Raw genomic sequence first — 12,292 nt, forward strand, 5'->3', positions numbered from 1 at the left:
GACGCTGACGGGCCGCGACGTCGACGTGGCGAGGGGAGCAGCCCCGGTCAGTAGACCAGCTCTCTCGAAATGAACTTCTGAGTGCAATCGTCCGACGGATTCTCGAAAATCACTTCGGTCGAGGCGAGTTCCGTAATGCTCTCGTCGAACAGTACCGCGACGCGATCCGCGACGCGCTCCGCCTGATGCATATCGTGCGTCGCGACGACGACCCCGATTCCTCGATTTCGAGCTTCGTCGATCGCTTCCTCGATGACCGCGGTGTTTCGCGGATCCAGGTTCGACGTCGGCTCGTCGAGCAGCAGGACGTCCGGATTGTAGGCTAATGTGCGGGCGAACGAAACCCGCTGGGCCTCGCCGCCCGAGAGCGAGTCTGCGTGCTGGCTCATTTTGTCCGTCAACCCGACGATGTCGAGGGACTCGCGAACGGCGTCAGCGGTGCCGTTCGAACGCACGGTCGAGCGGAGTTCGTTTCGGAGCCGATCGGACCACGACCCGTCGCCGGCGTCTTCGAGGGGAAGCGACGGTCGCGTCCCCGCTGTCAGCCCCGGCTGCGCTCCCCTCGGAGCCGCTGCCGCCGTTCTTCGAACTCCTCGTCGGAGAGTTCGCCGCGGGCGTAGGCGAGGCGGAGTTCTTCGAGCGCCGGATCGGCCGTGTCGACGTCCCGTGCGATACGACGGTAGAAGACGTAGCCGCCGCCGAGGAGAACGACCAGGAAGAGCAGTTGCAGTATCGGACCGAGGACGAACGTCCAGCAGGGGCGTGCATCCCGCTCCCCGGCCCCATCGCGCCACCCCATCCCATCGTCGGCGACCCCATCATGCCGACCCCGATCATGCCGACGACCATCACGAGGACCGGCAGGAGGACGACGACTGCGACGACCGCGAGCGCGATCCAGACGAACCGGTTCTGCTGTGAATCTGTGGACATGTTCTCCCTGCATCGTACGTCGACCAGGCTTAATGGGGTTGTGCCTACACGAACGGCGCGCGCACGCTCCGAACGGTTCGTCGAGGCTCAGTCGGCGTGTGCGTCGGCGTGGCTCGCGTCCGCGTCGTCGCCGAAGGCCACGTACGCCTCCGCGAGGAAGACGAGCGTGAACGCCGCGTTCAGATAGCGCGTGTACCCCGAGGGGCGGTGCCGCCGGCCTCGCCCTGTGGCGGAATCAGGCCCAGGCCGCCCCAGAGATAGTGGATCGCCACGCCCGAGACGACCGCGGTGGCGAAAATGGAGACGAACAGCACGGCGGCCATCCGCAGGCCGTAGTACCGGCGGTAGGCGTCGTCGATAGTGGGGACGATGAGGTCGGCAAAGATGAACGACATCACGCCGCCGAAGGCGATGCCGTTGTTCCAGAGGATGACCGCGAAGGGGACGTTCCCGACCGAGCAGACGAAGGTGACGACGCCGACGACGACGCCGACGGTGGCGCTGGCGACGACCCACGAGAGGGTGCCCGCAGCGCCCAGGCCGAACAGCGTCGTCCACCAGGCTCGGGGGACGAACGCGCCGATGAGGCCCGCGACGAGGAAGCCGGCGACGATGTCCTTCCAGAGCATGTTCCACTCGCCGATGGCGTTGTGTCCGGCGAGTCGCCAGCCGCCACGCGTCGTCAGGTTCGGCCGACGACTGTCGTCGCTTCGCTCCCGCGATTCGACGTACGACCGTTTGCACGACTCGGAGCAGAAGTACTCGGTGCCGCCGTCGGTGTCCGGCGTCACGACGTCGTCGCTCGTCGGATCGACGTCCATCCCGCAGGACGGATCGCGAACGCCGTCGGACGACCGGACGTGGTCGCGCGCCGCCGCGAACCACGCCTCGGGGACGAGGTATTTGAACGTCCCCGCGAGCAGGAGGATGAGGAGGAGGCCGGCGACGTAGTCCGCGAGGACGAACTGCCAGCCGAGGAGGATCCACATAACCAGGCCGAGTTCGATGACGAGGTTCGTGCTGGCGAACTGGAACGCCGCGAGGCTGGCCACGGGCGAGGCACCCTTCTTGAACAGCGACTTCGTCGTCGCGACGGCACCGAACGAACACGACGAGGAGGCGGCTCCGAACAGCGTCCCGTAGCCGAGCGAGCGCCAGCCGTCGTCGCCGAGCAACTGCCGCATCCGTTCTTCGCTGACGAATGTCTCGACGGCCCCCGCGATGGTGAATCCGAGGACGAGCGCCCACCACGTCTCCCACGCCATCTCGCCGGCGAGGTGCAACCCCTCGACTGCGGTGTCGACGACGCTCACCGCCGGCTCACCTCCGGACGGCCGCGAACTGGTGGCTCGAACATCGCGTTCGAACGTAGCGTCTCCCGCTTGAACCGCCTTGCCGTTCGGAGAGTTCGGCTTCGACGGCCGAATCCTTTCGATTCCAAACCCCGTTGGCGGCGGTCACTCCTCCGGCCGGAGTCGGACGACCGCGCCCGTCTCCCCCGCGACGTCGCCCCGGTCGCTCGTGAGCGCGTAGAGCCGCCCCGCGTCGTCGCGCCCGAACGCGAGGACGTACTCCCCGAGGCCGCTCACGTCGTGGACGTCGACGGGCCACTGGCCCTCCTCGGCCGGCCGCGCGGCGAAGACTCGCCCGTTCGCCTGCCAGTCGGCGAAGACGTACGCGCCCGACAGTTCGGGCACGTCGTCGCGGTGGTAGCGATAGCCGCCGACGACGGCGACGCCGTTGGGCTGGTCGCCCCCGTGGTCGTATTCGATTATCGGCTCCCGGAGCGGGTCGCCGTCCGGCATCTCGGTCGGGCAGTCCGCCGGCGGCGACCCGGGCGGCTCCGTCGAGAAGCAGTGCGTTCCCTCGTAGACGTTCCAGCCGTAGTTGCCGCCGGCTTCGACGAGGCTCACCTCCTCGTAGCGGTTCTGTCCCACGTCGGCGACGTAGAAGTCGACGCTCCGACCGGACGCCGACTGGCCGGCCCCAGAGCCGTCGGATTCCGGCGCGTCGAACGACAGCCGCCACGGGTTGCGAAACCCCCACGCGTACTGTTCGTCGCGGCCCGCCCGCCCGACGAGCGGATTGCCGTCCGGAATCCCGTACGGTCGCCCCTCGCTCTCGTCGTCCACGTCGATGCGGAGGACGCTCCCGAGGAGGTTCTCGGTCACGTCCTGGCCGTTGCCGCCGCGGTTCTCCGCGTACCAGTCTTCGACGTGTCCCCGACCGACGTCGTTCGTGCCGCCGCCGTCGCCGACGCCGGCGTAGAGGTAGCCGTCGGGGCCGAACGCGACGGCCCCGCCGTTGTGGTTCGGCTGGGGCTCCGGGATCTCCAGTAGGACGCGCTCGCTCTCCGGGTCGCCGCGCCGGGCCGTCGGATCCACCCGGAACTCCGAGAGGACGAACGTGTGGGAGTAGCCGTCGGGCGTCCCCGACCGCGGGGGCGAACTGTACCGGGCGAACAGGCGGCCGTTGTCGGCGAACGCGGGATGGGTGGCGACGCCGAGGAGGCCGCGCTCGTCGTAGCCCCGGAGGTCGACCACTCGATCGCGCAGGTCGAGAAACGGCGTCTCGCGGAGCGACGAGTCGTAGAGGTAGACGCGCCCCGGTTGGTCGGCGACGAACCACCGGTCGAGCCCCGCGGGGAAGGCGACGTCCACCGGCGACGTGAATCCCTCGGCGAGCGTCTCCGCGCGGACGCCGGCCGCCGACTCGCCCGACGTTGGAGCGCCGTCCGTCGTCCGGTCGGTCGCCCCGTCACCCCCCGCGTCGCCACCGCCGCCACATCCGGCGAGGCTCCCCGCCGCCGCGACGCCGACTGCGCGGAGCATCGACCGTCTGTCGTACTGTCGAGTCACGGCTCAGTGGTAGTTCCGTTCGCCCGCTTCGATGCGCACGTCGAGCCAGTTCTCCATCGGCGGCAGGGGACAGTCGTAGCGGTCGGAGTAGGCACACGTCGGGTTGTACGCCCGGTTGAAGTCGACGATCCACTCGTCGTTCGTCCTGTGGTGGTCGGGTTCGAGGTCGAGATAGCGCCCCGCCCCGTACGTCTCCTCGCCGCTGGTTTCGTCGCGAAAGGGCACCCACAGTCGGTCGTCGTCGGGGTCGGCCTTGTACGCCTGCAGCGTGACGTCCTCGCCGTCGACGGTGAAGCGAAATTCGCCCCAGCGGAGGTATTCGCGTTCGTCGTCCGTGCTCGTCGAGACGGTGACGCGCTCTTTCTCGTCGTGTTCGTGCAGGGTGAGTTCGAACCGATACGCCTCGTCGGGCGGGTAGTAATCCAGCCCGCGGAAGTCGTCGCGCTCGGCCTCCGGGATGGGTGAGCGGGGGTGTGAACGGAAGAACTCGGCCCGTTCCTTGCGGGTTTCGAGGATCCGACCGCGCCAGTCCGAACTCATAGCAGCCCGTACGTGTCGACGGCATAATAGCTTGGGTGACGCTCCGGACACGGTTCGCGCGACCGAACGCCTGATAAAAACCGTCGTTCAGCGATAGTTAGTAATCGTTATACGCCGGGTTACCCATGGCCCAACTATATGCAACGACGCGCTGCGGCGATATACGTCGTGTTCTTCGTCGTCATCGGAGCGGCGTCCTACTCGCTGATCGCGACGGCCGACGCTCCGGCGATTCAGTTCCAGAATCCGGAGTACCGGCTCTCGAGCGGCGACCAGTTCACCGTCGACGGCCGTCAGCACACCGTCTCGGAGATCAACGCCGAGATGACTGGCGGAGGGCACGGCACCCCGGCCACGCTCACCCGGTCGGGCACGATCGCGTGGACGAACCAGTCCGCCCGATACACCGAGTCGTGGGACAACAACAGCACGGTGACCGTCCAGGGCGAGGACTACCGCGTCCTCGTCGAGAACGCCCCCGACCCGACGTCGTTCGTCCTCCAGGAGACGGTCAACCGGACGCGTATCTTACAGGAAGATCCCGCCGTCCGAAACGAGACGGTCACGCAGAACGGCACGGAGTACGTCGTCGAAGAGGAGAACGGCAATCTGACGCTCACTCCGGCCGCAGACTACTTCCCGGTCCCCGAAGAGACGTCCTACGCCGAGGGCGACCGGCTCCAGTACAACGACAACGCGACCACCGTCGACGCCGTCACCAATAGTTCGGTGACGCTCGCGTGGAACGCCCCCGGCAGAACACCGTCGACGTGGGTGACCAGGCCAACGTCACGCTCAGCGGACAGACCTACCTCGCGTACTTCCCCGACAACAGCACGCTCGTGCTCACGCAGAACTTCGAGAGCTACGACCGACAGACCGAGGTGATCGACACCTATCAGACGCACGTCAACGGCCTCTGGGGCATCTCCATCGTGAGTTTCCTGACGGCCATCGTCCTCCTCGGGATGGCCTACATGCCCTCGCGCTACTGAACACGGCGCTTTTCGCCGCGCGTCGCCGTCGCGTTTCGCGGACGACTTTTGCTCTCTCGCTCCCACGGTCGACTATGCGCACGATCGAGTGGGACGACGACCGGGACTGCGTCGCCATGGTCGACCAGACGCGGCTCCCGGCCGAGTTCACGACCTATCACGCCGAGACGGTGACCCAGCTCGTCGAGAGCATCCAGCGGCTGCGCGTCCGCGGCGCGCCCGCCCTCGGTGCCGCCGGTGCCTTCGGCGTCGCCCTCGCCGCCCGCGAGCGGTCGGCCGACACCCTCCCGTCGCTCCGTGAGGGCGTCCACGCCGACGCCGACCGCATCGCCGCCGCCCGCCCGACGGCGGTGAACCTCTCTCGCGAGGTCGAGGCTCTCCGGTCCGTCGTCGACGACGCCGACTCCGCGGCCGCGTTGCGCGAGCGAACCCTCGACCGGGCGAAGGCCGTCGCCGACGCCGACGTGAAACGCAACCGGGCCATCGGCGACCACGGGGCGACCCTCCTCGAAGACGGCTGGACGGTCCTGACTCACTGCAACGCGGGCGCGCTCGCCACCGTCGACTGGGGGACGGCCCTCGGCGTCGTCTACTCCGCGCGGGCGGCCGGCAAGCGGGTGTCGGTCGTCGCCACCGAGACGCGGCCGCTGAATCAGGGGTCGCGCATCACCACCGTCGAACTCGCCGACCGGGGCGTCGAGGTGACGCTCGTCCCCGACAGCGCCAGCGGGCGCTGCCTCCAGCGCGGGACGGTCGACGCCGTGATCGTCGGTGCCGACCGCGTCGTCCTCGACGGCGGCAGTTTCGGCGACGGCGGCGTCGTCTTCAACAAGGTCGGCACGTACAACCACGCCGTTCTCGCGGCGCGACACGACGTGCCGTTCGTCGTCGCCGCGCCAACCTCGACCATCGACGCCGACTCCTCGGCCGACGACGTGGAGATCGAGGAACGCGACCCCGCCGAACTCCGCTATCTCGGCGACCGACGGAACGCCCCCGACGACGTCCCGGTGTACAACCCCGCCTTCGACGCGACGCCGACGGAGCTGGTCGACTATCTCGTCACCGAACGCGGCGTCTTCGAACCGCCGCTCGCCCGCGAGACGCTCCTCCCTGCCGTCGCGAACGTGCACCTACCGAAACCGACGCTCACACGGCGCTCCCGTGTCGTCGCGCTCCGCGTTTCGCCGACTTCGAATTCAGGTCCGTGAGTCCGGAGGGGGCCGACCCATAGGAATAACTTCCAGCGGTTACTATCTCCGTCCCGTTCGACCAATGGCGACCGTTCCGCACCTCGCCGCCCCGATCCCGGGCGCGGCGCAGGCACACCCCGCCGTGGTGCCGCCGTTCGCGAGCGTCGCCACCGTCGGCGCGAGTCGCTCCGTGACGTTCTCGTCCGCCGAGACGCCCGCCGCTCCGACGCCGGCACACTGACCACACCATGTTCTCCGGCTTCGTCGCGTCGCTCGTGTACCTCTCGACGCTCCCCGGCGCGACGCCGGTCGACGTCGGCCTCCTCGTGTTCTTCGCGATCGGCCTCCTCGGCGGCGCGCACTGTCTCGGGATGTGCGGCCCGCTGGTGACGCTGTACGCCGACCGCCTCGGTGCCGACGCCGAGCGCGTCCGCTGGACCGACGTCCGCCAGCACCTCCTGTTCAACGCCGGCCGGACCGTCAGCTACGCCGTCATCGGCGCGCTGATGGGGGCGCTCGGCGCGCTCCTGTTCGACGCCGCCGCCGTCGCTGCCGTCGCGACCGACGTGCGCGCGACGGCCGGCGTCGTCGTCGGCGTCTTCATCGTAGTCACGGGGCTCTCCTACCTCGTGTCCGGCTCCATGGGTGGCCACTCGATCCCGCTTTTCGGCGACGCGTTCGGCCGCGTCTACGGCCTCGTCACCGACCGCGTCGACTCGTGGGTCCGGGGGCCGCGCATCGTCGGCCTCGGTCTGCTCCACGGCCTGCTTCCGTGCCCGCTCCTCTACCCCGCCTTCCTCTACGCGTTCGTCCGAGGATCGCCCGCCGAAGGGGCCGTCTCGCTCGCCGCCCTCGGCCTCGGCACCTTCCCCACCTTGCTCGCCTACGGGACGCTCTTCCAGTCGATCGGCACTACCTCCCGGGTCCGCCTCCACCGCGTGCTGGGCGCGCTCTTTATCCTGCTGGGATACCTGCCGTTCGCACACGGACTGATGCTGTTCGGTATCCACCTTCCGCATCCGCCGATCCCCATCTACCAACCCCTCGGATGACCATGCCGTGCACGCTCCGTGACCGCTCGACGCCGACGACGGAGGGGGACTCGTGACCTCCACGGTCGGCGTTCGTGACCGCCTGCCAGCGCGGTGGATACTCCTGTTCGCCGCCGTCGTCCTCGCGACGGAAGCCTTCGCTTCCCTGCTCTATCTCTCGACGTTACCCGTGACCGTGGTCGAACTCCGGTACGCGCTCTATCCGTTCGTCTGGATAAATCTGGGCGTCCTCGCCGTCGCCGCGACGCGGGTGCCGCCGGCGTCGGGCCGGACCCGACTGTTCGCCGCCGGCGTCGGCGTCGCGTACTTCCTCGTCCTCACCGCCATCGACGGCACGATCGCGCTCGGCGGTACCGGATCGGGGCTCCGCGTGCTGTGGCTCCCGCCGGGGTGGGGGCCGGCCCTCCTCTACAGCGGCGAGGCGATCCAGCTCGCGCTCTTCCCGTTCAAACTCGTCGGCTACGCGTCGCTCGCCTATCTCGTCGCAGCGACCGTCGTCGACGCCGCGGAGGCGGCCGTCGTCGGCGTCGTCGGCCTCGTCTCCTGTGTCAGCTGTACCGCGCCAATCGCCACGTCGCTCGTCGCGGGCGTGGTCGGTGGCGCGGGGGCCGTCGGCTCCGCCGTCTACGCCTGGTCGTACGACCTCTCGACGCTCGTGTTCGTCGTCAGCGTCGCCCTCCTCTACTGGCGGCCGACGTTCGGCGACGGCCGCGAGTGACGGCTGTCGCTCCCCGGCCGGGGCCGCGTCGACGGACGCGCCCGCTACTCCGCGAAGTCTGGCTCGCGGTTCTCCACGAACGCCCTCGCCCCCTCCCGGGCGTCGTCGCCGGCGAAGAGATAACCCAGCCCCGCCCGCATCGCGTCGTCCTCACCCGCGAACTCGAGCGAGGCGTTCAGGTAGGACTTCGTCACCTCCAGCGACGCCGGCGACGCCCGCTTCAGCCCCGCGACGACGTCCCCGACCGCGTCGTCGACCTCGTCGTCGGAGACGGCGCGAGCGAACAGTCCCCAGTCGACGGCCTCGCTCGCGGAGAGTTCGCGTCCCGCCATGGCGACGTCGGCGGCGCGCTGGCGACCGACCATCCGCGCGAGTCGCTTCGCGCCGTAAAACGGGTAGGCACCGATCTTCGCCTCCGGCAGTGCGAACGTCGCCCCCGTCGGTGCGACGGTCAGATCGCAGGCGAGCAGGAGTTCGAATCCGCCGCCGTAGGCCGATCCGTTGGCCTTCCCCACGACGGGGACGGCCGTGTCCTCGATGGCACCGAAGCAGCCGAGGACGGTGTCGGTGAGCGCTCGCACGTCGCGCGGGCCGTCGACGGCGTCGAGCGTGCCGATGTCGTCGCCGGTGCAGAACGCCTCTCCGGTGCCCGTCAGTACCGCCGCCCGCACCCCGTCGCGTTCGGCGCGGCGCATCCCCTCGGCGACGTCCTCCCACATCGGGAGCGTGAGGGCGTTGAGTTTGTCCGGTCGGTCCAGTCGAACGGTCGCGACGCCATCTGTAATGTCGTAATGTACGTTGTTGCCCATGCTCGTACCCATTCCCGAGAACGGACATAAATCGAGGGTGGTCCGAGACTGACGCGGCCCCGTCCCGTCTCGACCGTTTTCGCAACGTCGCCCAACGTTGATACCGCGCGCCTGTATACATCACTTACACATGAGCGACAAGACCATTCGAATCTCGGAGGAGAACTGGCGACGGCTCAAAGAGCTCAAACACGAGGGAGACTCCTTCGACGACGTCGTCACTCGTCTCACGACCGGAGACAAGTGGAACGGCTTCGGTGCGCTCGGTGAGACGGGTGTCGAAGAGGGAACGGCGGACGCACACGACCGACTCGAACGCGACCTGCGGGAACGGATCGAGGAGTCGGGCAGCTGATGCTCTGTGTCGATGCGAATCTCCTGACGGATTATCTCGACGGCGTCGACGCGGCGAGAGCATTTCTGAAAGAATACGAAACCGAGCCGTGGGCCGTTCCCAGCCTCGCCCTCTTCGAAGTCTACATGGGTGCGATATACGGCCATCCTCGTGGCACTGTCGACGACGTGTACGAAGCGACGCGGGAGTTCGAGGTTCTCGGAATCGACGACGGAACCGTACTTCGGGCGGCCAGATTACAGGAGGAACTCAAAGGCGAGGGGGTCGAACTCGGCTTCGTCGACGCCATCCTCGTCGCCGCCGCGGACGAAGTCGGTGCGACGTTCGCCACGAACGACGGTACCCCGTTGCAGTCCGAGGTCCGAGAACGGATCCACGTCGTCGAGTATCCCGGTGCGTAGGCTCCGCGAATCGATTCCCTCACTCGTGGCCGACATTTCCCGCATCCGACCGGCACGGTGACCGCTATCGTGCCGTCCACCTATCGGCACGGTGACCGCTATCGTGCCGTCCACCTATCGGCACGGTGACCGCTATCGTGCCGTCCACCTATCGGCACGGTGACCGCTATCGTGCCGTCCACCTATCGGCACGGTGACCGCTATCGTGCCGTCCACCTATCGGCACGGTGGCTTACCGCGCCGTCCAGCCGCCGTCGACGGCGAGGCACTCGCCGGTGACGTAGGAGGCGGCGTCGGACGCGAGGAAGATAGCCGGCCCCGCGAGTTCCTCCGGGTCGGCGAACCGGTCGAGCGGCGTCCGGCGGACGACGGACTCCCTGACCGACTCGTTCTCGCGCACCTCCTCGGTGAGGTCCGTGGCGACGTACCCCGGTGCGACGACGTTCACCCGCACGTCGGGGGCCCAGTCGAGGGCCATGCTCTTGGTCAGGCCAACGAGGCCGTGTTTCGAGGCGACGTAGGGGTGCTGGCGCGGCAGGCCGACGAGTCCGCCGACGCTGGCGACGTTGACGACGCTCCCCCGTCCGCGTCGTGGAGATACGAGGCGGCGGCCTTCGCACACCGGAACGCGCCCCGGAGGTTCACGTCGAGGACGTCGTCGTACCCCTCCATCGACACGTCCTCCGGGCGGCCCAGCGCGTCGTCGGGGTTGATGCCCGCGTTGTTGACGACGACGTCGACGCCCCCGAGCTCCGCTTCGACCCGCTCGAAGAGGGCGTCGAAGTCGCCGGTGGCGACGTCCGTCGTCGTCACGAACGACGCCGCACCGCGGTCGCGGACGGCGTCGACGGCCGCCTCCACGTCCGCTTCGGTTCGTGACGTGGGCACCACGTCCGCGCCGGCGTCGGCGAGTCCCGTCGCGATGGCGAGCCCGATGCCGCGCGTGCCGCCGGTGACGACGGCCGTCCGCCCCGACAGGTCGAAGGCGTCCGTCGCCGTCATCGCTCTCTCCCCCGGTCCCTCCTCGGCGCGTTCGGGCTGCTCGACGCGGGCGATGGCCGTCACCGCCTCGTCGTCGATGCCGTGCGGACTCGGGACGATCGTCCCCTCGTCGACGGCGTCGAGCGCCCCGTCGACTCGCATCGAGTCGTTCATTCTCGACCCTCCTGTCCCCGGTAACGGGTGACGGCTTCGAGTTCGCTCTCGTCGACGTCGTCGAAGGCGTCGCGGGCGACGACCCGCTTGTGGACCTCGTCCGCGCCGTCGACGATGCGGAACTGGCGGACGTTCTCGTAGAACTGCGAGAGGGGAGGTCTTTCCCGATCCCGTTCGCCCCGCAGAACTGGAGCGACTGGTCGATGACCTCCTGGACCACGTTCGCGGTGAACACCTTGCTCATCGAGACGGCGACGCGGGCCTCCTCGCCCCGTGCGATCTGCCGGGCGGCGTGGCGGACCATGCTGCGGGCGGCGTGGAGTTCCGTCTCCGCCTCGGCGACGGCGAAGCGAACGCCCTGTTTCTCCGAGACGGATTCGCCGAACGCCTGCCGTTCGCTCGCGTACGCCTTGGCGATTTCGAGCGCTCGCTGGGCCATCCCCGAGTAGCGCATACAGTGCGTGAGACGGGCCGGACCGAGGCGTTTCTGCGCGACGGCAAAGCCCTCGTTCACCTCGCCGAGCGTGTTCTCGACGGGGACGCGAACGTCGTCGTAGACGATCTCTGCGTGGGTGGTGCCGACGAGTCCCTCTCCCATGTGCGGGATTTCGCGGACGACTTCGACGCCCTCCGCGTCCGCCGGCACGAGGACGATCGAACAGCCGCTGTAGGGATGTGCGTCGGGGTCGGTTCGGGCCATCACGAGCAAGACGTCGGCCTCGACGCCGTTCGTCGTCCACCACTTGTGGCCGTTTATCACCCACTCGTCGCCGTCCTTCTTGGCGTTCGTCCGGATCATCTTCGGATCTGAACCGCCGCCCTGGAGCGGTTCGGTCATGCTGAACCCGGAGTCGACGTCGCCCGCCGCGAGGGGCGGAGCCACCGCTCTTTCTGTTCATCGGTGGCGAACCGCTCCAGCGTGTTCATGTTGCCCTCGTCGGGCGCTTCGCAGTGGAGCGCCGTCGGACCGAGGAGGCTCCGCCCCGCCTCCTCGAAGACGGGGAGCATGTCGCTGAAACTCAGGCCGAGGCCGCCGAACTCCTCGGGCACCTGGGGGGCGTACACGTCGTACTCGCGGGCCTCCGCTCGGAGTTCGGCCACGAGTTCGTCCGAGACGGGGCCGTCGCCGAGTACCTCCCGCTCCGTCGGGATGACGACGTCGTCGACGAACTCCCTCGTCCGGGCGGCGACTTCGCGGGCACGGTCTGAATCGTCGTACTCCATACTGACTGCTCACCCCACGGCACCAAAAACCTCGGTAACCGTTCTCTGAGAGCGGATCC

Annotated in this window: 12 protein-coding genes and 4 pseudogenes; 8 read left to right on the top strand and 8 right to left on the bottom strand. The window is 68.6% G+C overall.

Features of this window, described 5'->3' with window-relative positions:
- Positions 1-47 precede the first annotated feature (47 nt).
- Together ACFQJD_RS16915 and ACFQJD_RS16920 are read right to left on the bottom strand one after the other, a co-directional pair.
- Positions 48-494: pseudogene (locus ACFQJD_RS16915) on the bottom strand (ATP-binding cassette domain-containing protein); the annotation flags it as partial.
- Between the two features lie 47 nt (positions 495-541).
- Positions 542-799, bottom strand: coding sequence for an SHOCT domain-containing protein (locus ACFQJD_RS16920; protein ID WP_379800580.1), 258 nt, complete (start codon positions 797-799; stop codon positions 542-544).
- 36 nt (positions 800-835) lie between these two features.
- Between ACFQJD_RS16920 and ACFQJD_RS16925 the strand changes: the two genes are divergently transcribed.
- The gene (locus ACFQJD_RS16925; protein ID WP_379800616.1) at positions 836-1,120 is read left to right on the top strand and encodes a hypothetical protein; all 285 of its coding nucleotides are present in this window, start codon (positions 836-838) and stop codon (positions 1,118-1,120) included.
- Here the strand turns inward: ACFQJD_RS16925 and ACFQJD_RS16930 are convergent.
- The 3 genes from ACFQJD_RS16930 to ACFQJD_RS16940 form a co-directional block, all read right to left on the bottom strand.
- The gene (locus ACFQJD_RS16930) at positions 1,113-2,246 is read right to left on the bottom strand and encodes a permease (protein ID WP_379799764.1); all 1,134 of its coding nucleotides are present in this window, start codon (positions 2,244-2,246) and stop codon (positions 1,113-1,115) included. The two genes, ACFQJD_RS16925 and ACFQJD_RS16930, sit on opposite strands and share 8 nt — an antisense overlap.
- Before the next feature lie 144 nt (positions 2,247-2,390).
- Complete coding sequence (locus tag ACFQJD_RS16935) at positions 2,391-3,764, bottom strand: PQQ-dependent sugar dehydrogenase (RefSeq protein ID WP_379799766.1); 1,374 nt, start codon at positions 3,762-3,764, stop codon at positions 2,391-2,393.
- 30 nt (positions 3,765-3,794) lie between these two features.
- Positions 3,795-4,331: a DUF1684 domain-containing protein gene (locus ACFQJD_RS16940; RefSeq protein WP_379799768.1), complete on the bottom strand. Its 537-nt coding sequence runs from the start codon at positions 4,329-4,331 to the stop codon at positions 3,795-3,797.
- A 138-nt stretch (positions 4,332-4,469) separates the two neighbouring features.
- Here ACFQJD_RS16940 and ACFQJD_RS16945 point away from each other — a divergent pair.
- The 5 genes and pseudogenes from ACFQJD_RS16945 (at position 4,470) to ACFQJD_RS16965 (ending at position 8,289) form a co-directional block, all read left to right on the top strand.
- A pseudogene (locus ACFQJD_RS16945) lies at positions 4,470-5,326 on the top strand (hypothetical protein).
- Positions 5,327-5,400: 74 nt separating this feature from the next.
- Entirely contained in the window at positions 5,401-6,537 is a 1,137-nt protein-coding gene (gene mtnA / locus ACFQJD_RS16950; RefSeq protein ID WP_379799770.1) for an S-methyl-5-thioribose-1-phosphate isomerase, read from the top strand.
- A gap of 64 nt (positions 6,538-6,601) precedes the next feature.
- Positions 6,602-6,760 carry a hypothetical protein gene (locus ACFQJD_RS16955; RefSeq protein ID WP_379799772.1) on the top strand — a complete coding sequence of 53 codons (159 nt, stop codon included), beginning with the start codon at positions 6,602-6,604 and terminating at the stop codon, positions 6,758-6,760.
- Positions 6,761-6,767: 7 nt separating this feature from the next.
- Positions 6,768-7,571, top strand: coding sequence for a sulfite exporter TauE/SafE family protein (locus ACFQJD_RS16960; protein WP_379799774.1), 804 nt, complete (start codon positions 6,768-6,770; stop codon positions 7,569-7,571).
- A 52-nt stretch (positions 7,572-7,623) separates the two neighbouring features.
- Positions 7,624-8,289 carry a DUF7546 family protein gene (locus ACFQJD_RS16965; RefSeq protein ID WP_379799775.1) on the top strand — a complete coding sequence of 222 codons (666 nt, stop codon included), beginning with the start codon at positions 7,624-7,626 and terminating at the stop codon, positions 8,287-8,289.
- A gap of 44 nt (positions 8,290-8,333) precedes the next feature.
- On the opposite strand, the gene ACFQJD_RS16970 is transcribed toward ACFQJD_RS16965, so the two are convergent.
- Complete coding sequence (locus ACFQJD_RS16970; RefSeq protein ID WP_379799777.1) at positions 8,334-9,098, bottom strand: enoyl-CoA hydratase/isomerase family protein; 765 nt, start codon at positions 9,096-9,098, stop codon at positions 8,334-8,336.
- 130 nt (positions 9,099-9,228) lie between these two features.
- Here ACFQJD_RS16970 and ACFQJD_RS16975 point away from each other — a divergent pair, with 130 nt between their 5' ends.
- Positions 9,229-9,453, top strand: a complete 225-nt coding sequence (locus ACFQJD_RS16975) for a DUF7557 family protein (RefSeq protein ID WP_379799779.1) — start codon at positions 9,229-9,231, stop codon at positions 9,451-9,453.
- A complete protein-coding gene (locus ACFQJD_RS16980; RefSeq protein ID WP_379799781.1) occupies positions 9,453-9,854 on the top strand; it encodes a PIN domain-containing protein in 402 nt (133 codons plus the stop codon). Before ACFQJD_RS16975 ends, ACFQJD_RS16980 begins: the two co-directional genes overlap by 1 nt.
- Before the next feature lie 232 nt (positions 9,855-10,086).
- On the opposite strand, the pseudogene ACFQJD_RS16985 reads toward ACFQJD_RS16980, so the two are convergent.
- Positions 10,087-10,856: pseudogene (locus ACFQJD_RS16985) on the bottom strand (SDR family NAD(P)-dependent oxidoreductase).
- A 149-nt stretch (positions 10,857-11,005) separates the two neighbouring features.
- A pseudogene (locus ACFQJD_RS16990) lies at positions 11,006-12,233 on the bottom strand (acyl-CoA dehydrogenase family protein).
- Positions 12,234-12,292 lie beyond the last annotated feature (59 nt).

The organism is Haloplanus sp. GCM10025708 (assembly GCF_042663985.1).
In the GTDB taxonomy this organism is placed as follows: domain Archaea; phylum Halobacteriota; class Halobacteria; order Halobacteriales; family Haloferacaceae; genus Salinirarus; species Salinirarus marinus.